The sequence below is a fragment of the Bacillus sp. S71 genome, assembly GCF_016625265.1.
Classification (GTDB): domain Bacteria; phylum Bacillota; class Bacilli; order Bacillales; family Bacillaceae_G; genus Bacillus_A; species Bacillus_A cereus.
The window spans coordinates 125,925-148,816 of sequence record NZ_JACVUW010000006.1; the positions used below are offsets into that span (position 1 = coordinate 125,925).

Here is a 22,892-nt window from a genome sequence, read left to right on the forward strand (position 1 = left end):
GCCCTCTTCTTATTAATTATTCCCCTTATAATCACAATGCTCAACCGGAACACGAGCATGCCCCTCTTCATCGGTACACCATGACTGTGATTGGAAGGCAAGAAAGATACCAATCCATTCTTCTTCCTCTTCAAAGTGAATGAGTATTCCTCCGTCTTGCCATATACCATTATCTCCTTTCCATTTCTCTACATTCCCTTGATTCATGTGAATATCATGTATACCGTTTCCTGGTTTGAAATGAAAATAGGAATCTGGTGTATTTTCTTCTGGTCCCCATCTTTCGCCAAACGCGTAAATAATTGCTTTTTCTTCCATCGCTCGCTTTATATAACGTTCTATTTTTTCGTTTAAATCATTATCTGCTCCTGCTTTTTCGGGAGGCAAAGGAATCATTTGTTTTGAGTCAAATAGATTTCCTCTTACATAATCTAAAGCTACTTTCGGTTCATTATTTTTTACTTCCGTAAAACCAAATGGTAATGTCGGTAAAATATGAATCGCCTCTGACCGAATATCGTTACTCGCAAAATATAAAACTTCTGACGGGTAACTTTGCGACTTTACGTTAATTGCAATACGATAATCTACTCCAGTCTCGCCCTGTAAATGAACTTGATAATGAGGTGTCTTCCCTTTTCCAATCTTTGATTGTATAACTGTACCTTTTAACACACCGTAGTTTTTTAGGGGCATACATTTCATCTCCTATTCATTGAGTAGAAGCTATTCATATTTAAATCATTATCCATTCATAAAAAAAATCCTCCTATGTTAGGAGGATTTTTAATTTCTCAACATATACCAAACAATAACCTCTACCACTACAAGCAACACCGCACCAAAGATCATTATCGTCGTCTTCTTTAATAGTTCATTTTCACGGTAAGGGATATTACATAAGTAAGCACCTAGTGTAATCCGTGATGGACAAGCGATTGTCGCTACTGATGATGCGGTGTTTTGAAGTGTTGTGACATATTGCCACGGGAGTGCTACGTTTTGTGCGGTTTGCATTTGTAGTTTTATAAACATTGCATTTGATCCTGCGTTACTACCTGTTAAAAACCCACCAATAGCGCCAATAAACGGAGCAACGAAAACGAAAAATGTTCCAAATGTATCACCAGCTGTCTTTGCGAGTAATGAATGCATGCCTGATGCACCCATTAGTTCTGAAATGGCGATAAACATTGTCGTCGTAATCGCAAAAGGAATCCATTGTTTGATCGTTTGCGAGAGTGATTGTTTAATAATATTAGACGGGATGCGGAAGAAAATAATAGTAAATAAGCAAGTCATACCGAGCCAAAATCCTGGTGAATATAGTAACTCTAGTTTGTAAGAGTATGATTTCAAATCAAGAACCGCATATGATCTGAACAAATCATGTAATGCTGGAACGAGGCGAGAAAGTAAAATACAAACTGTTAGAAATATATAAGGGCTAATAATTTTTATAATGGATACTTCTCTCTCCGTTGCAGCCGCATGTTCTGTTATAAGATTTTGCCCACTTTTTCCTTTTAATTTAATGATAAGAAAGCCAAATGTAATCGTTACGATAGAACTTAATATCCCGGCTAGTTCAACACTTACGTACGCATTAGAAAGATAGATTCCGAGAGAAAATAATAGAAAGAATCCTACTCCTTCTTTCCACTTTTCTATAACCGCTTGCCAGCCGCCAACAACGTGTAAAGAAAGAATAACAAAGTAAGCAAACATCGGAATACTTAATAGCGCTGTATTTGTACCAAGTGTTGTAAGAGGCATATTTATTAGCTGCGAACCGATAATCGTACCAGTTGCCATTGCGCCCCATGAACTAGCTAGTAAGCCGATAAATGAGAGCAGTACAGCTTGAAATGGTTTATATCCTAGTGAAAGAAAAATAGGTGCTGCAACCATGAAGCCAATTCCGAATCCACTTACCGATTCAATTAGTGGGCAAATACCAAAGCACATAAGAAGCATTTGTAATAAACGATCTTGCGTCACTTCTTCTAAAAAACGCGCTACTTGGTCGATGTACCCCATTTTGTTCATGAGGTGAAATAAAAAAATACCGAAAAATAAAACGTACCCGACAATAAAACAAATTAACCATCCTTTAATCGTTGCGTGCACAGTTTCACTTATCCCTAATTGAAACATTGGCGAGAGTAAAACGATTCCAACAGACACAGCATAAGAAATTAACGAAGACCTTAATGACGTTTGTTTAAATAAAAATAAACAAATGAAAATCATCATAATTGGGATAAGTGCCAACAATATGGCCATGTTATCATCTCATTTCGTTTAAAATACAATTTTTAACTATTATATAACAGATGTTGTAATTTTCAATTGTTTTTAAGACAGATTTAAAAAAGGAGCCAAACGGCCCCTTTTCATTCACTCCCATTTTCTATTATCCTGAAAAACTGTCTGCTGTCCGATTATTTTTTTCAACACAACAAACACAATGTAAGTACATATTGCTTGCAATGCAATATTCCAAAATTTCATTAATGTAAATGAATGAATCCGTAGAAATAATTCGTTTAATAATACAATCGAAACGATACTAAATAATTCTATACTAATCGAAAATAGACATATTTCTAAAATAGACTGTTCTTGAATGCGATTTAAGTTGGAAAAGATAAATACATATCCTAAAAATAGAGCCATCAACTCTATTTTCGTCATGCTAATGAGCCAAGCGTATAGCGGTACAGTTAAAAGAAGATATAGTAGTTTACGTCTTAGCATGCCTTCTCACCCTCTAAATTATATGTATTTTCTGTATATTTTAACATTTATTACGCAAAACAAAAAGAAGAGACTACGCCTCTTCTTTTTGTTTTGTTGCCTGTATTAATTCACATATTTCTTCTCGTTTTTCATTTTCTAATAGCTCAATCACTTTACTTCCAACGACAACACCGTCACATATTGTAACCATTTCTTCTACATGTTCTTTTGTTGAAATGCCAAATCCAGCGACTACTGGTAAGTTGACGTGTAATTTTACTTTTTCTAAGTAACTATGAATCTCCTCTTTAAAGTTTTGACGTACTCCCGTTACGCCCGCTACTGTAACAGCATAAACGAACCCTTCTGATTCACTCGTGATTTTTTCAATTCTTTCAATAGGGCTCGTTACGGTAACGAGTGGAATAAGCGCAATGTTTGCCTCTCGAAGTAACGGCGCAATAATATTTTGTTCTTCATACGGTAAGTCTGGAACGATAATACCATCCACACCGGCCTCTAAGCACTTCTCTACAAATCGTTCTTTTCCGAATGCGAGTACTGGATTTAAATATGTCATGAGTACAAACGGAATTTGCACTTCTTTCCTTACCTCTATTAATGCTTGAAAAATACCTTTTACTGTTACACCGCTATCTAGCGCTCGTTTCCCTGCTCTTTGAATCGTTGGACCGTCTGCGACTGGATCCGAAAACGGAATGCCGATTTCAACGATGCTCGCTCCAGCCTCATCTAGAAAACGAATTCTTTCTTTTAATTTTTCAAAGCCACCATCTCCGCCCATTACGTACGGAATAAATGCTTTCTTACCATTTTCAAACGCTGCTTTAATTTTTTCTACTCCCATTTTTTACACCTCTTCCATATAACGTTTTATACTCTCTACATCTTTATCACCACGGCCAGATAAACAAATAACAAGTCCTTCATCTTCCTTCATTTTCGGAGCTAATTTTAATGCGTATGCGACAGCATGCGAGCTTTCTAACGCCGGGATAATGCCTTCTTTTTTCGTTAATAATTGAAATGCTTCTAATGCTTCTTCGTCTGTTATCGAATGATAAGAAACGCGGCCAATATCTTTTAGCAAGCTATGTTCTGGACCAACACCTGGATAATCAAGTCCTGCTGAAATAGAGTGTGCTTCTTGAATTTGTCCTTCTTCGTTTTGCAGAAGATACATCATTGATCCGTGGAGAACGCCAACGCTTCCTTTCGTTAAAGTTGCTGCATGCTTTTCTGTATGAACGCCTTTTCCAGCTGCTTCTACGCCGTAAAGAGCAACTTCTTCATCGTGTACGAACGGATAAAACATCCCCATCGCATTACTACCACCGCCAATACAAGCAACGACTGCTTCTGGTAACTTTCCTTCTAACGCCTCATATTGTTTTTTAGTTTCATTTCCAATTACACTTTGGAAATCACGGACAATTTGCGGGAATGGATGTGGTCCGAGAACAGATCCCATAATGTAGTGCGTATCATGCACATGTGAAACCCAGTAACGAAGCGCCTCGTTTACCGCATCTTTTAATGTACCGCTACCTGCCGCTACACTTTCTACTTTCGCTCCGAGTAATTCCATTCGGAACACATTTAATTTTTGACGTCTTACATCTTCTTCTCCCATAAAAATGACGCATTCTAATCCGAGAAGGGCACATACAGTAGCTGTTGCAACTCCGTGTTGTCCAGCTCCTGTTTCAGCGACAACTTTTTTCTTGCCCATTCGCACTGCAAGTAGTGCCTGACCGATTGTATTGTTAATTTTATGAGCTCCTGTATGATTCAAATCTTCACGTTTTAAATAAATCTTTGCACCACCGCAATACTTCGTCATATTTTCAGCATAATATAGCGGTGTTTCTCTTCCGACGTACGTTTTTAAATAATGATTTAATTCCTTTTGAAATGCTTCATCTTGCATCGCTTCTTTATATGCTTCTTCTAGTTCTAGTACAGATTGCATTAACGTTTCTGGAACATATCGTCCTCCGTATATACCGTAATGTCCTTTTTCATCTGGATATGCGTAGTTCATTTGGAACACTCCTTCGCTTTTATAATAAATTGTTTTATTTTCTCTACATCTTTTTTTCCTTCTATCTCTACTCCGCTGCTCACATCAACCATATAAGGCCGAACAGTTCGAATTGCTTCTTCTATATTAAGAGCGTTTAATCCACCAGCTAATATCGTTTTCTTTTGCAATTCTTTTGGCATATGCCCAAGTAGTTCCCATGAAAATGTCTTTCCATTTCCTCCATGAAACTTTTCTTTCGGGCTATCAAATAATATATAATCCGCTTCATACCTTTGGGCGTTTTTCATATCACTCTCTGAAGTTACTCCTAGCGATTTTATAGACGGAATATTCAATCTTCTAATTTGATGATTGTCTTCATCCCCATGTAGTTGTACATGTGTTAACCCACACTCATCTGCAATTTTCTGGATCACTTCTACTGATTCATTTACGAAAACACCGATTTTTAACACGTTGGCTGGAAGCTCCTGAATGATTTCTTTCGCTCTCTTTGGAGTGATTTTCCGTTTACTTTCTGCAAAAACAAATCCGAGTGCATCTGCGCCATATTCGCACGCACTTTTCGCTGTTTCCACATCAGTGATGCCGCAAATTTTCACTTTCATATATTCACCTTACAATCTTCAAAAAAACTACTAATAGAAGATGATGTCATAAGCGCCTCTCCAACTAATACACCTTTGGCTCCAGCTCTTTTAACACGAATAATATCCTCTTTTGAATGAATGCCACTTTCACTAATCCAAAGTAGTTTCTCCTCATTCAATCTTTTTCCAAGCTTTTCAGTTTGGCTTAAATCTACTTCGAACGTTTTTAAATTACGATTATTAATGCCAATAACGTGCGGATTTAATACAATCGCAGTTTCTAATTCCTGTTCATCATGAACTTCAACAATCGCTTCCAATCCTTTTTCTAACACGTAGCTATACAACTCTTTTAACTTCTCTTTCGTTAACGCCGCTACGATTAGTAAAATAATATCTGCTCCCGCTTCATACGCTCTATCGATTTGAATCTTATCGATTATGAAATCTTTACATAAAAGCGGAATGTTACTTTCTTCTCTTGCTGTTTGTAAATCGTGAAACGATCCTTTAAAAAATTGACCATCTGTTAAAACAGATACTGCTCCTGCACCACATTTCTCATATGTTCCCACTTGTTTTCGTACGTCAACGTGTAAATTGATATCTCCTTTTGATGGTGATGCTCGCTTTACTTCTGCAATGACAGTAAACTGCTGTAACGCTTCTACAAGTGAATGTGTCTTTCTTTTTGTTTTTACTGGTGTATATATTTCATATAACTCCGCAACTTCCTTTTTCTTCTGTTCTACAATTTTATCTAAAATCGTCCCCACTTTAGTTCACCCTTTCTAATTTTTCGTTGCTTGCTACAATTAATAAGTTTAATTTGGCTAATGCTTTTCCAGAGTCAATGCTATGTGCCGCGAGTTTAATTCCTTCTTCAATCGTTTCTGTTTTTCCATTTGCGAAAAGAGCTAGACCTGCATTTAATAAAACGGTATCGCGATAAACACTCTTTTCTCCGCTCAATACGCCGACTGTAATCTTTGCATTTTCTTTTGAATTCCCCCCTCTAATTTCTTCATTTTTCACTCTTGAAAAACCATACTTTTCTGGATCAATACTCATTTCCACTATTTCATTATCTTTTAAAAGGACTACGTGATTTTCCCCTTGTAATGATGCTTCATCTAAAAAACCACTTCCATTTACGACAAGTGCTTGTTTCCGGCCTAACTTTTGTAATACTTGCGCAACTGGTAATAACATATCTCGTTTATAAATACCGACAAATTGTGTTTCTAAATTCACTGGATTTGTTAAAGGGCCAATTAAATTAAAGATCGTCGGCACGTTTAACTCTTTTCTTATTTTCATAATGCGCCTTAGTGCTGGATGCATCGCTGGTGCAAATAAAAATGCAATGCCCACATGCTCTAGTAAATAATCAATTTCGCTTGGCGTACTGCTAATATTTACACCTAATTCTTCTAATAAGTCCGCACTTCCTGTTTTACTAGAAACAGCACGATTACCATGTTTTGCAACCTTTACACCTGCTCCTGCCAGTACGAATGCTGAAGTTGTGCTAATATTAAACGTTTGAGCACCGTCACCACCCGTCCCGCAATTGTCCATTGCTCCTTGTATATGGTTCGAAAACGGCAATGCCTTTTCGCGAAGAGCTCGAACGAGACCGTATATTTCTTCTGCAGTTTCACCTTTCGCTTTCAGTAAGACTAAGAAAGCTGCAATTTCACTTTCTAATATGTTTTCACTTAATAAAAGTAGTCCTGCTTTATACATTTCCTCTTCTGTTAAATGTTGACCCTCCACTAATTTACGAAGATAGTTATTCATACTCTTTCCTCCTCTTTTACTTCTGTTAAAAAGGCAAGTATTAACTTTCCGCCTTCTTCTGTTGCGATTGATTCCGGATGAAACTGTAATCCGAAGAGCGGATAATAATTGTGACGAACTGCCATAATTTCTCCATCGTCCATCGCTGTCGCTAGTATGTCAAAACACTTTGGCAAGCTCGTTTGCGCTGCAACAAGGGAATGGTAGCGCATCGCTGTTAACGGCTGTGTAACGTATGAAAAAATTGACGTTCCATTATGTTTCACGCGTGATGTTTTCCCATGTTTAATACGCTCCGCTCGAACAATTCCTCCTCCAAATGCTGATATAATCGCCTGATGACCAAGGCAAATACCTAATATGGGAACGTTCTTATAAAAATGACGAATCACTTCGATACAAATACCAGTATCCTCTGGTTTTCCTGGTCCTGGTGAAAGCACAATTCTTGTTGGATTCATCTCTTCTAGCTGTTCTATCGTTATTTGATCATTTCTTACGACTACAATATCTTCTTCGTATTCACCTAACAGTTGATACAAGTTATAAGTAAATGAATCATAATTATCAATTAGTACAATCATTTCATTACCTCCAATAGTGCTCTCGCTTTATTTAACGTTTCTTCATATTCAGCTACTGGGTCTGAATCATAAACAATTCCCGCTCCTGCCTGAACGTATGCTTTTTCACCCTTTACGACCATCGTTCGAATAGCGAGCGCCATATCAAGATCCCCTGAAAAACTAACGTATCCAACTGCACCCGCGTATACATTTCTTTTTTCATTCTCTAGCTCATTTATAATTTCCATCGCTCTAATTTTCGGAGCTCCCGACACTGTTCCTGCTGGTAGACAATACGCTAATGCATCAAATCCACTCATTTGTTTTCGCAATGTTCCGTAAACTTCAGATACAATGTGCATAACGTGAGAGTATTTTTCTACTTTCATATATTTATCTATCGTAACCGAGCCGATTTCGCTCACTCTACCAATATCGTTTCGCCCAAGATCTACAAGCATCATATGTTCTGCTCGCTCTTTCTCATTGCCTAACAGTTCTTTTTCGATTTCCTCATCTTCCCTTTTCGTTTTCCCCCTCGGCCTTGTACCAGCAATTGGATTCGTCATCACTTTATTCTCTCTTACTGATAGCAAACTTTCCGGTGAAGAACCGAGTACAACATAATCTTGAAAATCGATATAGAACATATATGGTGATGGATTTGCAATTCGAAGTTTTCGGTATAACGCGAATGGATCACCAATACATTCACTTTGTAAACGCTGTGACAGTACGACTTGGAATATGTCTCCAGCTCTTATATGTTCTTTCGCCATTTCTACCATCCCACAAAACTCTTTTTCCGTTATAGAAGAAGTGAATGATAATGTGGATTGTATTGCATTTACTTCAGTTTCTTCTCCTTGTAGCACTTCCTCTTTGTATACTCGTAGCCTTTCGTATACTTCCTCATAATCTGCTGAATCATCTTCCCTGCATACATATACAAACGACAACCTTTGGCGTAAATGATCGTAAACGATAAACTCACGATATAGTAAGAGGTGTACTTCCGGAATATTTAATGGGTCGTGTAAATCCGCTCCAATGTTTTCATACTGCCGAATGACATCATATCCAATATAACCAACTGCTCCTCCGCAAAATGGAAATGGGCTGTCTACTTGTGATGGTGCGATTATTTCTTCTAACACTTGTAGTACGTTACCTTGTAACTTTTCTGCCCGGCCGAAAATCGTTCGTTCTACTTCCGTACCAACGCTTTTTACTTCTCCATAAGGATTACATCCTAAGTAAGAATAACGCCCTTTATCTTGATGAAGCTGTGAACTTTCTAATAAAAATTTCTTCTTTCCTTTCATACGTCTATATAAAGAAATTGGCGTAATGCTATCTCCTTCTTCTTCAGTAATTACTAAAAATGTCTTTCTCTCTCTTTTTTGTTTTATAAATTCTTCTTTCGTCATCATGTCCTTCACCTCACTCTGAAAAATAAAAAAGTCCCCTACATATCGAAAATATGTAGAGGACGATAAATATACCGCGGTACCACCTCGTGTTGGATGCAAAAGCATCCCGCTTTGTTCAGGTACAAATTTTATACCTTATCCTTGTAACGGCGGAACCCGGGTTGCCTACTAAAAATAATTGTTCAGCATACCTCTCGTAAGCCCATTCCGTATATGGCACCGTACCGGGCTCCCACCTATTCCCGGCTCTCTGTAACGTCTCCAATATACGTACTCTTCTTACTTAAACGATTTCATTTATTTAATTTTTTATACACAAAAAGGGAGTACTCATCCTATAGAAAGGACGGGTACTCCCGTGGTGCCACCTTAATTCGTTACAAATGTAACGCACTTTACCGTATCAAAAACAATACGTGTCTCTTGTATCGATGAGATCATGTCGCCAAAGCCTACTTCTTTCGTTTCGGTTTGGAAGCTCCGAAGCCCATTCCACATCAATTCCATACTGATTCGCACCAACCATCAGCTCTCTGACATGTTCATCATGTGTACTCTTCTTCATCAACGCTTGCATTTTTTTAAGTTGCACTCATTATAGACCTGACTTTTTTCACAAGTCAATACTTTTTTAAAAATTTTATTTTTCTTTCCTTTCAATATTATATTGACAAAACAACCTCTTTTTATGTAAATATAATAAATACTCTATTAAAAATAAGGTTTTTTGTATGAATATTATATATTAAAAAAGTAAAATGACATCAAAAAACGCTTACATTTCTGAAAATTCGTATTTCTATATGGATTTTTCAGAATAATCATGATAGATTATAAAGTGAAACTTTAATCAGTAGAGGGGATTCATCCCCACTGATTATTAGTTGAACCAATCGGGCATTTTCGGACAGTTGATCTCCCACCTAACTTCCTTGCCCAGCCAATTTTAAGGTGGGGGTTTTACTGCCCGTTAATGCGGGATAAATATGCATAACGCATCAAAAGACCTGACAAAAGAAAGGGGAACTACATGAGTACGCAGATGTTAACTTTAACTTCTATCTCTATTTACATGCTCGGGATGTTAGTAATCGGCTATTTCGCCTACAAACGAACGTCCAACTTAACAGATTATATGCTTGGCGGGCGTACACTAGGCCCCGCAGTAACAGCATTAAGTGCTGGAGCATCCGATATGAGTGGTTGGCTTTTAATGGGATTACCCGGTGCAATGTTTAGCGTTGGATTAAGTAGTAGTTGGATTGCGATCGGCCTAACACTAGGCGCATATGCAAACTGGCTTTATGTCGCTCCTCGCTTACGTACCTACTCAGAAATTGCAAGCAACTCTATTACTATTCCAGAATTTTTGGAACACCGTTTCCACGACAAATCTCATATGCTACGCTTAGTATCCGGACTTGTTATTATGATTTTCTTTACTTTTTATGTAGCTTCAGGATTAGTTTCAGGCGCTGTATTATTTGAAAATTCATTTGGCATGAACTATCATGTTGGATTATTCATTGTTGCAGGCGTTGTTGTCGCTTACACATTATTTGGTGGTTTCTTAGCAGTAAGTTGGACAGACTTCGTACAAGGAATCATTATGGTAGTCGCTCTTATTCTTGTTCCTATCGTAACAATTATGAATTCGAACGGACTTGGACCTGCATTTGATACAATTCGATCTGTAGATCCAACACGTCTAGATATTTTTAAAGGTGCCTCTACTTTAGGAATGATTTCTCTATTCGCATGGGGCCTTGGTTATGTCGGACAACCTCATATTATCGTACGCTTTATGGCAATTTCTTCTGTAAAAGAACTTAAAAGTGCACGAAGAATTGGTATGAGCTGGATGATTTTCTCTGTTGTTGGAGCTATGTTTACTGGTCTTATTGGTATTGCTTACTATTCACAACAAGAGTTAACATTATCTAACCCAGAAACAATTTTCCTTGAACTTGGAAAAATTTTATTCCACCCACTTATTACTGGATTTTTATTAGCCGCTATTTTAGCAGCGATCATGAGTACAATCTCATCTCAGTTACTCGTTACTTCTAGTGCCGTAACGGAAGACTTATATCGTACATTCTTCAAACGTTCTGCATCTGATAAAGAACTTGTATTTGTCGGTCGTATGGCTGTGCTTGTTATTGCCTTAGTTGGGTGCGCTTTAGCGTTTAAACAAAATGATACGATTTTAGCTCTTGTTGGGTACGCTTGGGCTGGTTTTGGTTCTTCATTTGGACCTGCTATTTTATTAAGCTTATATTGGAAACGTATGACGAAATGGGGCGCGCTTGCTGGTATGATTTCTGGTGCCGCTACTGTTATTATATGGACTCAATTCAAATTCTTAAAAGATTTCTTATATGAAATGATTCCAGGTTTCGCTATTAGTTTACTAGCCATCGTAATTGTTAGTTTACTAACACAACCTTCAAAAGAAGTTGAAGAGCAATTTGAGGATTTCGAAAAACAACATCGTCATAATTTATAAAAAAATCTCTGCTGTTATCGTAACAGCAGAGATTTTTTACAGTTCGACAATCTTCTTATCAAATTTAACAAATTCTTTATGTTTCGTTAAATTTAACATAACACTACTCCTTTATAGTATGAGTATCAGCACTTATACAGAAAGGGGACTCCAACATGTTAGCAGCTTTCCAGCAACAACAAACACGAAAATTTTCACCTATCACAAATACTTCTGCGTCTTGTTTAAACATGCAACCTAACCCGCCTAAAATTTCAATTGCTCCTTCTGTTATTTCAGTCATCGGTGTTCATATGGAAAAACATAAATTAAAAATAAAAACGGGACAAAACATTGTGTTATCAGCTTCCATTTTGCCAATACAAGCAACGCATAAAGAGCTTATTTGGTCAAATATGAATTCTGATATCATCACCATATATCCAAAAGGCGACATCGTGACAATTACTGGAAAAAGCGCAGGTAGAGCAGTCGTAATTGTCACAACTGCTGAAGGCAAATTCCGTGACCTATGTGTCATTCATGTACAACCTTATATGACAAATCCAAAGTAAAAGAGTGGCTTTGTAGCCACTCTTTTACTTGATTTCAATATTTGAGTTTTTACTTTTTACAAGATTAATGAATTGTTCTTTATTTCTTGGAGAAATAATTTCTGTTTTATGTGTATCGTAAACAATTTCAAGTCGGTCAAATGATAATGCATGGGCTGCTATTGGATTTTTCGTATTTGAAATTTGTTTTATATCTCGTATAAAAATACGTTTTGTAACGAGACCCGATCTAATCGTAATTATTTCTTCCCGGGCAATATATTTTGCCAAAAAACAACTCCAGCTAAACAACATTGCTAATGGAATTGTAAAAAGCAAAAGAAAATATTCTCTCCCTACAAAAATTGGTGCAAAACAAGCACCCAAAACAATAAAAAAAATTGGATATAACCATGTATCTTTTTTTGATGGAAACTCCATTTCCCTCCCCCTTCTACGCTCGTATTTCTAAAAAAAAAAGAGAAGTATCACAACTTCTCTTTTCTCCCCTAACACTATAATTCCTGTGTATACACCGGCTCGTTTACGACATTTTTTGATGTTCGCTTTTGTTGCTGCAGTAAGAAAACAGATACACCAAACAATACGAGCATGCTACCGATAATTTGCATTGCATTTAATTTTTCTCCAAGTAAGAAGAACGCAAGTATAGATGCTCCAACAGGTTCTCCTAAAATACTCATTGAAATTGTCGTTGCATTTACATAATTTAATAGCCAGTTATTAATTACATGTGACACTGTCGGCACAACCGCAAGTAAAAGAAAAACGGTCCAATCCCACTTCGTATAACCTGTAAAGGGTACTTGCAATATGACATTATAAATCCCCATAAAAAGACCTGCGAATGCAAAGACTGTAAAGCTATAAATCCAGTGTGATACTTTCTTTACTGTCGTTTGCCCGATAAATAAATAACCGACAACTGCTATTACACTTAGAAAGGATAATATGTCTCCATAAATTGCTTGCTTACTTAAACCTAAATCTCCCCAACCAATGCACATTACGCCTAGAATAGCGATTCCCATCGTTGCAATGGCTGAATATGTTGTTCTTTCTTTGAACAGAAAAAAACCTCCAACTAAAGATACGATCGGTTGAAGTGCCAAAATAATTGTTGAACTAGCAACTGTTGTATGCTTTAAAGATTCAAACCATAAAAGAAAATGAAGTGCTAAAAAGAAACCAGATCCAATTAAAAAGCCCCAATCTTTCATTTGAATCCTATTAAATTCCTCTCTTTTTTTCCATACGATAGGCAGCATAATAAGTACGATAATCCATAAGCGGTACATACTTAATATTGAAGATGGTGCTGAGGACATCTTTACAAAAACTGCTGCAAAGGAAATAGCAATTATAGAAATAGCCAATGGTAGTGCGATTGATTTTTCTTGTTTCAAATCCTGTCTCCCCTCTCACCTGTCAAAAATCCCACTTCATTATATCCGTTTTCTTTCGTAACTTAAATACTAATTTTTTAGATTCTTCGTACCATTATGGTAAAATAGAAATTAAGGCACCAATTAGTGAATATTTATTTCCTTTTTCACTACAAGCGTCGCTCTTACAATCGTTACAGTAAATTTTTATTTAGGGGGATCTACATGAGTCAAACAATAGGGAGAATTGAAGAAATTTCATTTTATAGCGCATCACTTCAAGAAGACGTTACGCTTCTCGTTTATTTGCCAGTAAATTACACACCACTGCACAAACATACAGTTGTAATTGCACAAGATGGTAGAGATTATTTTCAGCTTGGTAAAGCGCACCGTGTAATTGAGCGCCTTCGTGAAACTGAAGAAATTGACCGTACAATTATTGTCGGTATTCCATATAAAAATGTACAGGATCGTAAAGAAAAATATTTCCCAAATGAAGTAAAAAATGCTGCATATATTCGTTTCCTTGCTCATGAACTTGCACCATATATTGATGAAAATTATCCAACGTACCAAATGGGAAAAGGTCGTGTTTTAATTGGTGATTCTCTTGGCGGAACAGTTTCCTTTATGACTGCACTTATGTATCCGCATACATTCGGTAAAGTCGTTATGCAATCACCATTTGTGGATGAGACAGTGATGAACTTAGCAAAAGACTTCAAAGATCCACAAGCATTAGAACTGTATCACGTCATTGGTACAGAAGAAACGGCTGTAAAGCGTACTGATGGACAAGTATCTGATTTCGTAGAACCAAACCGTGAGTTAAATACACTTCTCACAGATAGAAATTTCATTACGCATTACGAGGAGTTTGAAGGTAATCATACTTGGAAATATTGGCAAACTGATTTACCGAAAGCCTTCTCTCATATTCTATCAATGAAATAATAGAGAGCAGTATTCAGAATAATTTGATATAATAGATAAAGAGATTTATTTATCTCAAAATCTAACTAGACTTACAAAGGGAGGAATTGGAACATGAAATTAGGCATTGTAATTTTTCCATCTAAAATGATTCAAGATAAAGCGAACGGATTGCGTAAGCGTTATGACCCGCACTACGCATTAGTTCCGCCACATATTACATTGAAAACACCCTTTGAGACGCAAGATGAACAATTAGAATCGATTGTAAACGAGCTACATACAATCGCAGGTAAAACGAATCCTTTCACCCTTCATGTTGGGAAAGTTGGTTCATTCGCACCTGTTAATAACGTCCTTTATTTTAAAGTAGAAAAAACACCTGAACTTACTTTCTTAAATGAAGAAATGCATGGCGGGTTATTCACACAAGAACGCGAATATGCTTTCGTACCTCACTTAACAATCGGACAAGGCTTATCAGATGCAGAGCATGCTGATGTATTGGGTCGATTACGTATGAAAGATTTCTATTATGAACAACCAATTGATCGTTTCCATCTTCTATATCAATTAGAAAATGGAACATGGACTGTACACGAAACATTCCACCTTGGAAAGGGGAACAACTAATTTGCACGCACAGATTGTACAAACGGACGAACAACTAAGAGATGCATTCTCTGTACGTAAACAAGTGTTTGTAAATGAACAACGTGTCTCTGCTGAAGAAGAGTACGATGAGTTTGAAGAAACTTCAACACACGTTGTTATATATGACAATGATGTTCCAGTTGGTGCTGGACGTTTTCGCACCCTTGATGGTATAGGGAAAATGGAACGCATTTGCGTGCTAGGTTCCCATCGTAAAAAAGGTATCGGAAAAATTGTTATGGATGCGCTTGAAGCGTATGCAAAAGAAAATTCGCTACCAAAATTGAAACTTCATGCTCAAACACATGCTGAAGATTTCTATAAAAAACTTGGCTATGTAACGAGTTCTGATGTATTTATGGAAGCAAATATCCCGCACGTCGTAATGATAAAAGAATTGTAATTTGAAAGCAGGAGGTGACCCCTCCTGTTTTTTACATTGCTATTTTCTTTTTCTTCCGCTAAAGTTAAATGTTGATGCTATAGTTTTGAAGGTGAACATATGACACAAGAAAAATTTTCACAAAAATCGTTAACACACGCTGATATTCCGCGTGCGACATATCATATTCCGAAAACATCTACCCATTTAATTATGGAAGAAGATGTAGATGCGGCTTATTTCCGCGCTCTCGAACAACAAAATGTTTTTTTAAACGAAAAACAATTAGAAGCCGTGCGCACAACAGAAGGTCCTGTTCTCACACTAGCTGGTGCTGGAAGCGGGAAAACATCTGTTTTAACAACTCGCGTTGGTTATTTAGTAAATGTAAAACAAGTTCATCCACGAAATATTTTATTACTTACATTTACACAAAAAGCAGCTGAAGAAATCCGAAGTCGTGTTGCGAAGTTACCAGGTATGAATCATGCAGCAAGTAGCTATGTTGTTGCTGGTACATTCCACTCTGTTTTCTTAAAATTGCTTCGTAGTCAAGGGTATAATCAGCAAATTTTAGCAAATGAAAAACATAAACAAATTATGATAAAGAAAATCTTAAAAGAATTGCGTTTAAAAGACGATTATGATGCGGAAACGATACTCGCGATGATTTCACTTGAGAAAAACAAATTAAATCGTCCGAAAGATGTAAAAGCAAAAACACCAGTGGAACAAGAATTTAAAGAAGTATATGAACGTTTTGAAGAAGTAAAACAACGATACAATTATATTGATTTCGATGACATCTTATTGGAAACATATTATATGTTAGAAAATAATGCTCCTTTACTAACTCAATTACAACAACGTTTTCACTACATTGAAGTAGATGAGTTTCAAGATACATCGTATGCACAATATGAAATTGTAAAATTGTTAGCTTCGCCAAGAAATAATTTGTTCATCGCAGGTGATGATGATCAAGCTATCTATGGCTGGCGAGGGGCAAGTCACCAAATTATTTTATCTTTTCCAAAAGAATTTGATAACACAACAATTATTGCACTAAATACGAATTATCGATCCAATCCCTTTATCGTCGGGCTTGGAAATGAAGTTATAAAATTAAATCAAGAACGTTTTGATAAAGAGCTATACTCCGTTCGTGAGGAAGGTGTACAACCTTTTTATGCAAGACCTGCTACGACTCTTGATGAAGCAAATCAAATTTTACAGCTCATTCAAGAAAAAGTGGATAGCGGTGAACGAAACTATAAAGATTTTTGTTTACTGTATCGCACACATTCTGTAAGCCGTTCGTTACTTGATCAGCTTACCATTCATAAAATCCCGTTTATTAAACACGGGGCGAGCCAATCATTTTATGAACATTCTTTAATTAAGCCTGTATTAGATCATTTAAGACTCGTGATTGAGCCGTTTCGACTAGAATCACTTTCAAACATATTGCCGACGATGTATATCGGACGTGATGATTGTATTTCATTTATTGAGCGTGAACAATGGAAATATGGTGAAGGCCGTTTTCCTTCTCTTCTTCATTTCTTATTATTAAATCCGAGCTTAAAACCTTTTCAAGTGAAAAAGGTAAATGAGCGTATTGATTTTATTAAATTTATTAAAGAATTAGAACCGAAAAAAGCATTAAAAGAAATCATTCATGGTAAAGGAAAATATTTAGAGTACTTACAAAGTAACGATCGTTCTTCCTTTACGATGCATAAAGACATACAAGAAGAAATGTTGGAAGAATTAATGGAGTCTGCAACTCGTTTCACCGATATTCCAGCTTATTTACAATTTATTGACGAAGCGATTCAAGGTCAAAAAGAAATGGAAGCATTAAAAACAATGCCGCAAAAAGATGCCGTTTCACTTATGTCAATTCATAACGCAAAAGGCCTTGAATTTCCGTGTGTCTTTTTACTTGGAGCGAGTGATGGGATCCTGCCGCATACTTCTTCTTTAAAAGATGCAAATGATCGTGTTACGGAAACTTCTGAAGCGTTAGAAGAAGAACGCCGATTACTTTATGTCGCCATTACACGTGCGAAAGAAGAACTTTACATTTCTTCTCCGCAATTTTTCAGAGGAAAGAAATTAGATATATCTCGTTTTTTATATACTGTGCGAAAAGATTTACCTGAAAAGACATCCACTAAATAAGGATGTCTTTTTTTATAATGCGTTATGTACATCCCTTCTATATAAATTCCTTGTTTTTATCATAAGAATTAACGTAATATCAACCATATCCCACTCATATTGTAATAGTGTATGTCAGAACTCACGAGAAGGAGTGAACATAATGAGCTGCAATTGTAATGAAGATCATCAACATGAGTGTGATTTCAACTGTGTATCGAATGTTGTTCGTTTTATACATGAACTACAAGAATGTGCAACGACAACATGTGGATCTGGTTGCGAAGTTCCATTTTTAGGTGCACATAACAATGCATCAGTAGCGAATACACGTCCTTTTATTTTATACACAAAAACTGGAGAACCTTTTGAAGCATTCGCACCATCTTCAAGCCTTACTAGTTGCCGATCTCCTATTTTCCGCGTAGAAAGTATAGATGATGATGACTGTGCTGTATTACGTGTATTAACTGTAGTTTTAGGTGATGGTACCGCTGTACCACCTGGTGACGACCCAATCTGTACGTTTTTAGCTGTACCAAACGCAAGACTAATATCAACCTCCACTTGTCTTACTGTTGATTTAAGTTGCTTCTGCGCTATTCAATGCTTACGCGATGTTTCTATATAAAACTAAATAATGAGTTAAGCATGGATTGGGTGGCAGATAATTCTGCCACCCAATCCATGCTTAAAGAGTATTATTATGTAAATTTCTTAAAATTGGGAACTTGTCTAGAACATAGAACCTGTCCTTTTCATTAACTGAAAGTAGAAACAGATAAAGGAGTGAAAAACATGTTCTCTTCTGATTGCGAATTTACTAAAATTGATTGCGAGGCGAAGCCAGCTAGTACACTACCTGCCTTTGGTTTTGCTTTCAATGCTTCTGCACCTCAGTTCGCTTCACTATTTACACCACTACTATTACCTAGCGTAAGTCCAAATCCAAATATTACTGTTCCTGTAATCAACGATACAGTAAGTGTCGGAGATGGCATTCGAATTCTACGAGCTGGTATTTATCAAATCAGTTATACATTAACAATTAGTCTTGATAACTCACCTGTTGCACCAGAAGCTGGTCGTTTCTTCTTATCATTAGGTACACCAGCTAACATTATTCCTGGATCAGGTACAGCAGTTCGTTCTAACGTTATTGGTACTGGTGAAGTAGACGTATCCAGTGGGGTTATTCTTATTAACTTAAATCCTGGTGACTTAATTCAAATTGTGCCAGTTCAGTTAATTGGAACTGTAGACATCCGCGCAGCAGCATTAACAGTTGCACAAATTAGTTAGTAAAAAGCGGTATTTCTAATACAGAAATACCGCTTTTTATATATAATAAAAAACACTCACAGTAGCATGAGTGTTTCATTCTTCATATTGTTTTATTGCGTTCTTCTTTTTCCCACAATTGCATCCCTTTTTCTTCACAAATCCTTGTTGTTGTAATTGTTCTTGATATGCCTGTTGTTGTGCTTGGTGTTGTTGCTGTATATGATACCACTGCTGCAGGTCATATGAATTTTGCCTTGGATTATTGCTCACAGCAAACATCTCCTCTACTGTCAATTCTGTCTATTTACTATATGAACAACTCTTTATTTCCGTTCCCTCATTCTTTTAAACTCCGCTTTTTCTCGTATTATGAAAATATATTATTCTCCCATAAAATATCCTGTAATTGTTTCAATGATTGCCGCTGCTCCTGCAATGGCTAATAATGCAAGTAACGGCTCCGCAACGATAGGAATCCAATTATATAAAACTAATAAAAAAGCACTAACCCATACACCTGTACACCAATAACAGCTTAATAATTCGCCAATCCACTTTCTTAATCCATTACCTTTTACTTTTGTAAACGTTGATACACTTCCATCCGGCTCCGTAATCTCTAATTCATCAATAAATGGTCTTCGCAAAAAGGCTGTTATTTTATCATATACAATTAAACGAGTGAGCCTAAAAGCAGCTAACGCAAAAATAAAAAATAAAAGCCAGCTTGTAAACAGCATAATTCCACCTTCCCTTATCCTCTTTCGCCTATTTAAAAAAAAAGGTCTTGAGATTGTGACCAAATCTCCTCGACTCCAATATCTTATTAATGTAAATACAAACAAGAAGATAAGGAGTGACATTAATGAGTTGTAACGAAAATAAACACCATGGCTCTTCTCATTGTGTAGTTGACGTTGTAAAATTCATCAATGAATTACAAGATTGTTCTACAACAACATGTGGATCTGGTTGTGAAATCCCATTCTTAGGTGCACACAATACTGCATCAGTAGCTAATACACGCCCTTTTATTTTATACACAAAAACTGGAGAACCTTTTGAAGCATTCGCACCATCTGCAAGCCTTACTAGCTGCCGATCTCCAATTTTCCGTGTGGAAAGTGTAGATGACGATAGCTGTGCTGTACTACGTGTATTAACTGTAGTTTTAGGTGACAGTTCTCCGGTACCACCTGGTGACGATCCAATTTGTACGTTTTTAGCTGTACCAAATGCAAGATTAATATCTACAACTACTTGCATTACTGTTGATTTAAGCTGTTTCTGTGCGATTCAATGCTTACGCGACGTTTCTATCGTTAAGTAAACTAAAAAACTATTGGGGTGGTAGAAGCTTTCTACCACCTTTACATATTTAAAAGCCAGCCATACTAATCGATTGGATATCATCTATAGACAACCTAATATCTCTCATACTATTTTGCGGCATAATAGATACAATGCCATTACGATACGATATGATCGATCCAACATAAGAAACTGTAGTTGTTTTTATTCTGCACCTTACTTTCGGAATATAATGAGGGCGGTTTAATAAAAAATGAATTTTTTCATCATTATTCATATCCTTAAATGATTTATTATACGGGACAGTTCTTACTGGTTCTTGTTGTTCTTGCTCTTCTTGCTCTTCTTGTTCTGCGTGTTCTTCTTTTTCCTCTTCTATTTTTTCTTCCACTTGTTGCTCTTCTTGTTGTTCTTGCTCTATTACCTCTTCCACAGCACTGCTTACAATATTTTCTTGTCTATCACTTTGCTCTTTTTGATCTTCATTTTCAAAGTTTGTCAGGATAATCCTTTTTATTTTCGGTGCAGTAAGTTCTAAACTTACTTGCGTGATATATAACAACGGTTTTCCAACTGTTGAACTTTTATTTTTATTCTTCACACTCGTCCCTCCCACTTCCATACGTAGCTGAATAAATCGTGTACTATTATAGTTATATTCATCACGTGGTAAGAACTTTCGTTAAAAATCGTTCTTTCTCAGAACAAATAAAAAGGACAATCTCAGCATTTAGAGATTGTCCTTTAAAAATTAATATTATATTTATCCTAGGATATGATACCCTGAATCAACGTGAATGTTTTCTCCTGTTACTCCACGTGCTAAATCACTGAATAGGAATACTGCTGTATCGCCAACTTCTTCTGGAGTTGTTGTACGACGAAGTGGTGCGCGCTCCTCAATTTCTCTTAAGATTGAGTTGAAATCGCCTACACCTTTTGCAGATAACGTACGAATTGGTCCTGCAGAAATAGCGTTGACGCGAATACCATGTTGACCTAAATCGTTCGCTAAATATTTCACGCTCGCTTCTAATGAAGCTTTCGCAACACCCATAACGTTATAATTTTTCACAACGCGCTCGCCGCCAAGGTATGTTAACGTTAAAATATTTCCGCCTTCTGTCATTACTTTCTTCGCTTCTCTTGCTACAGCTGTTAAAGAGAATGCACTAATATTTTGTGCAAGTAAAAATCCATCGCGAGAAGTATCTACAAATTCACCTTTTAAGTCATCGCGATTTGCAAAAGCAATACAATGTGCTACACCGTGAATAGTACCTACTTCTTGTTTAATTGTTTCAAAGCAAGCTGTAAGTTCCTCATCATTCGTTACATCACAAGGTAATACAAGTGATTCTTGTCCTTCTAATGTGTCCGCTAATTCACGAACGTTTCTTTCTAAACGTTCTCCTGCATATGTGAATATTAATTTTGCACCTGCATTATGCAAAGAGCGAGCAATTCCCCATGCAATACTTCTTTGGTTCGCAACGCCCATAACAACAAATGTTTTCCCTTGTAATAGTTCCATGATATATCCTCCCAGAAATACTTATACTTGTTATTAGTACCTGATACTATAATTATAGTACCATAAAACCGCTTAAAGGCAAACAAAAAAGTCATTAACAGAAATTTGTTAATGACTTTTGGTTTCTATAAAAAACCGCTCTAATCCTTCTTCCCAAGAAGGCATTTGTGAAAAACCATTTAATCGTAGCATGTTGTGTTGAAAAATAGAATATTTGGGCCTCGCAGCTGCAGCCCCGAATTCTTCCGTTGAAACAGGTAATACATTCACTTTCATATTTGCATACGAAAATATCTTTTGTGCAAATTCAAACCAAGAGCATGAGCCTCTGTTTGATACGTGGTATGTACCGTATAAAGAAGTATGAATGAGCTTATTAATAACCATATTTAAATCCGCCACATACGTAGGCGAGCCAACTTGATCCGCTACAACAGATATTTCATCTCTTTCTTTTCCTAATCGCATCATCGTTTTCACGAAATTATTTCCATATTTACCATATAGCCACGATGTGCGAACGATAAAATATTTATTATGTAACTCTTTGACGAACTGCTCCCCCGCATACTTAGAGGCTCCATATATATTTATCGGCGCTGGACTATGAAATTCGTCGTATCCATCTGGTCTAGCGCCTTGAAATACATAATCAGTACTAATATAAACTAGCTTCGCCCCTACTAATTGTGAAGCAACCGCTACATTTCTAGCTCCGATTGCATTTATTCTATATGCAAGATCCTGTTCTTTCTCCGCATGATCTACTTTCGTATAGGCAGCACAATGAATAATTATATGTGGTTTTATTTCTTGTACTACTTGTTGTATTCGGGATATATTTGTCACATCTAATAACTTTTTATCAAATGGATATATATCATATTCTTCAGAGTTTAACTCTTCAAATAGTTGCTTTCCTAATTGGCCGTTTGCTCCTGTTATGATAACCCTCTCTTTCATGTAACATGCCCC

26 protein-coding genes and 2 other annotated features are annotated in these 22,892 nt (G+C 36.6%); of the genes, 9 read left to right on the plus strand and 17 right to left on the minus strand.

What is annotated here, in order from left to right; translation table 11 throughout:
* Positions 1-12: 12 nt before the first annotated feature.
* The 10 genes from IBT51_RS15760 to trpE form a co-directional block, all read right to left on the minus strand.
* Entirely contained in the window at positions 13-696 is a 684-nt protein-coding gene (locus IBT51_RS15760; protein ID WP_200458412.1) for a DUF2278 family protein, read from the minus strand.
* A 90-nt stretch (positions 697-786) separates the two neighbouring features.
* On the minus strand, positions 787-2,286 hold the full coding sequence (locus tag IBT51_RS15765) for an L-lactate permease (protein ID WP_098235208.1): 1,500 nt from the start codon (positions 2,284-2,286) through the stop codon (positions 787-789).
* A gap of 114 nt (positions 2,287-2,400) precedes the next feature.
* A complete protein-coding gene (locus IBT51_RS15770; RefSeq protein WP_000946150.1) occupies positions 2,401-2,760 on the minus strand; it encodes a DUF4029 domain-containing protein in 360 nt (119 codons plus the stop codon).
* Positions 2,761-2,833: 73 nt separating this feature from the next.
* The gene (trpA, locus tag IBT51_RS15775; RefSeq protein WP_063546850.1) at positions 2,834-3,610 is read right to left on the minus strand and encodes a tryptophan synthase subunit alpha; all 777 of its coding nucleotides are present in this window, start codon (positions 3,608-3,610) and stop codon (positions 2,834-2,836) included.
* A 3-nt stretch (positions 3,611-3,613) separates the two neighbouring features.
* Positions 3,614-4,807, minus strand: a complete 1,194-nt coding sequence (gene trpB / locus IBT51_RS15780; RefSeq protein WP_001105035.1) for a tryptophan synthase subunit beta — start codon at positions 4,805-4,807, stop codon at positions 3,614-3,616.
* Positions 4,804-5,418: a phosphoribosylanthranilate isomerase gene (locus IBT51_RS15785; RefSeq protein ID WP_098678818.1), complete on the minus strand. Its 615-nt coding sequence runs from the start codon at positions 5,416-5,418 to the stop codon at positions 4,804-4,806. Before IBT51_RS15785 ends, trpB begins: the two co-directional genes overlap by 4 nt.
* Positions 5,415-6,176, minus strand: coding sequence for an indole-3-glycerol phosphate synthase TrpC (gene trpC / locus IBT51_RS15790; RefSeq protein WP_000536699.1), 762 nt, complete (start codon positions 6,174-6,176; stop codon positions 5,415-5,417). Before trpC ends, IBT51_RS15785 begins: the two co-directional genes overlap by 4 nt.
* 1 nt (position 6,177) lies before the next feature.
* Positions 6,178-7,203, minus strand: a complete 1,026-nt coding sequence (gene trpD, locus IBT51_RS15795) for an anthranilate phosphoribosyltransferase (protein WP_001067370.1) — start codon at positions 7,201-7,203, stop codon at positions 6,178-6,180.
* On the minus strand, positions 7,200-7,787 hold the full coding sequence (locus IBT51_RS15800) for an aminodeoxychorismate/anthranilate synthase component II (RefSeq protein WP_200458413.1): 588 nt from the start codon (positions 7,785-7,787) through the stop codon (positions 7,200-7,202). The genes trpD and IBT51_RS15800 overlap by 4 nt, the downstream gene beginning before the upstream one ends.
* Positions 7,784-9,202 carry an anthranilate synthase component I gene (gene trpE, locus IBT51_RS15805; protein ID WP_142245233.1) on the minus strand — a complete coding sequence of 473 codons (1,419 nt, stop codon included), beginning with the start codon at positions 9,200-9,202 and terminating at the stop codon, positions 7,784-7,786. The genes IBT51_RS15800 and trpE overlap by 4 nt, the downstream gene beginning before the upstream one ends.
* A 52-nt stretch (positions 9,203-9,254) precedes the next feature.
* Positions 9,255-9,499 (minus strand) — a binding site (T-box leader).
* Positions 9,500-9,541: 42 nt separating this feature from the next.
* Positions 9,542-9,779: a binding site (T-box leader), on the minus strand.
* Between the two features lie 453 nt (positions 9,780-10,232).
* On the opposite strand from trpE, the gene putP reads away from it, so the two are divergent.
* Together putP and IBT51_RS15815 are read left to right on the plus strand one after the other, a co-directional pair.
* The gene (putP, locus tag IBT51_RS15810; RefSeq protein ID WP_053564997.1) at positions 10,233-11,711 is read left to right on the plus strand and encodes a sodium/proline symporter PutP; all 1,479 of its coding nucleotides are present in this window, start codon (positions 10,233-10,235) and stop codon (positions 11,709-11,711) included.
* A gap of 155 nt (positions 11,712-11,866) precedes the next feature.
* Positions 11,867-12,265 carry an Ig-like domain-containing protein gene (locus IBT51_RS15815; protein WP_200458414.1) on the plus strand — a complete coding sequence of 133 codons (399 nt, stop codon included), beginning with the start codon at positions 11,867-11,869 and terminating at the stop codon, positions 12,263-12,265.
* A gap of 24 nt (positions 12,266-12,289) precedes the next feature.
* On the opposite strand, the gene IBT51_RS15820 is transcribed toward IBT51_RS15815, so the two are convergent.
* The gene (locus tag IBT51_RS15820; RefSeq protein ID WP_078401513.1) at positions 12,290-12,685 is read right to left on the minus strand and encodes a PH domain-containing protein; all 396 of its coding nucleotides are present in this window, start codon (positions 12,683-12,685) and stop codon (positions 12,290-12,292) included.
* A gap of 74 nt (positions 12,686-12,759) precedes the next feature.
* Positions 12,760-13,671: a DMT family transporter gene (locus IBT51_RS15825; RefSeq protein ID WP_016082441.1), complete on the minus strand. Its 912-nt coding sequence runs from the start codon at positions 13,669-13,671 to the stop codon at positions 12,760-12,762.
* Between the two features lie 204 nt (positions 13,672-13,875).
* Here IBT51_RS15825 and IBT51_RS15830 point away from each other — a divergent pair, with 204 nt between their 5' ends.
* The 6 genes from IBT51_RS15830 (at position 13,876) to exsF (ending at position 19,090) form a co-directional block, all read left to right on the plus strand.
* Positions 13,876-14,607, plus strand: a complete 732-nt coding sequence (locus tag IBT51_RS15830; protein WP_053565000.1) for an alpha/beta hydrolase — start codon at positions 13,876-13,878, stop codon at positions 14,605-14,607.
* 93 nt (positions 14,608-14,700) lie between these two features.
* The gene (locus tag IBT51_RS15835) at positions 14,701-15,219 is read left to right on the plus strand and encodes a YjcG family protein (protein WP_000765871.1); all 519 of its coding nucleotides are present in this window, start codon (positions 14,701-14,703) and stop codon (positions 15,217-15,219) included.
* Position 15,220: 1 nt separating this feature from the next.
* Positions 15,221-15,643, plus strand: coding sequence for a GNAT family N-acetyltransferase (locus IBT51_RS15840; protein ID WP_000543305.1), 423 nt, complete (start codon positions 15,221-15,223; stop codon positions 15,641-15,643).
* Between the two features lie 99 nt (positions 15,644-15,742).
* A complete protein-coding gene (locus IBT51_RS15845; RefSeq protein WP_053565002.1) occupies positions 15,743-17,809 on the plus strand; it encodes an ATP-dependent helicase in 2,067 nt (688 codons plus the stop codon).
* Between the two features lie 142 nt (positions 17,810-17,951).
* Entirely contained in the window at positions 17,952-18,419 is a 468-nt protein-coding gene (cotY, locus tag IBT51_RS15850; protein ID WP_016082445.1) for a spore coat protein CotY, read from the plus strand.
* A 167-nt stretch (positions 18,420-18,586) separates the two neighbouring features.
* The gene (exsF, locus tag IBT51_RS15855) at positions 18,587-19,090 is read left to right on the plus strand and encodes an exosporium protein ExsF (RefSeq protein WP_053565003.1); all 504 of its coding nucleotides are present in this window, start codon (positions 18,587-18,589) and stop codon (positions 19,088-19,090) included.
* A 75-nt stretch (positions 19,091-19,165) separates the two neighbouring features.
* Here the strand turns inward: exsF and IBT51_RS15860 are convergent, their stop codons facing one another.
* Together IBT51_RS15860 and IBT51_RS15865 are read right to left on the minus strand one after the other, a co-directional pair.
* A complete protein-coding gene (locus IBT51_RS15860) occupies positions 19,166-19,351 on the minus strand; it encodes a hypothetical protein (RefSeq protein WP_023521433.1) in 186 nt (61 codons plus the stop codon).
* A gap of 101 nt (positions 19,352-19,452) precedes the next feature.
* Positions 19,453-19,812: a DUF1360 domain-containing protein gene (locus tag IBT51_RS15865; RefSeq protein WP_000899664.1), complete on the minus strand. Its 360-nt coding sequence runs from the start codon at positions 19,810-19,812 to the stop codon at positions 19,453-19,455.
* 125 nt (positions 19,813-19,937) lie between these two features.
* On the opposite strand from IBT51_RS15865, the gene exsY reads away from it, so the two are divergent.
* Positions 19,938-20,402 carry an exosporium assembly protein ExsY gene (gene exsY, locus IBT51_RS15870; RefSeq protein WP_001277740.1) on the plus strand — a complete coding sequence of 155 codons (465 nt, stop codon included), beginning with the start codon at positions 19,938-19,940 and terminating at the stop codon, positions 20,400-20,402.
* A gap of 48 nt (positions 20,403-20,450) precedes the next feature.
* Here exsY and IBT51_RS15875 read toward each other — a convergent pair whose 3' ends face one another.
* The 3 genes from IBT51_RS15875 to rfbD all read right to left on the minus strand — a co-directional run bounded on the left by IBT51_RS15875 (position 20,451) and on the right by rfbD (position 22,880).
* Positions 20,451-21,005, minus strand: a complete 555-nt coding sequence (locus tag IBT51_RS15875; protein WP_083984292.1) for a spore coat CotO family protein — start codon at positions 21,003-21,005, stop codon at positions 20,451-20,453.
* A gap of 141 nt (positions 21,006-21,146) precedes the next feature.
* The gene (gene fabI, locus IBT51_RS15880; protein ID WP_000421885.1) at positions 21,147-21,917 is read right to left on the minus strand and encodes an enoyl-ACP reductase FabI; all 771 of its coding nucleotides are present in this window, start codon (positions 21,915-21,917) and stop codon (positions 21,147-21,149) included.
* Between the two features lie 108 nt (positions 21,918-22,025).
* Complete coding sequence (gene rfbD / locus IBT51_RS15885) at positions 22,026-22,880, minus strand: dTDP-4-dehydrorhamnose reductase (protein ID WP_000664659.1); 855 nt, start codon at positions 22,878-22,880, stop codon at positions 22,026-22,028.
* Positions 22,881-22,892: the final 12 nt, after the last annotated feature.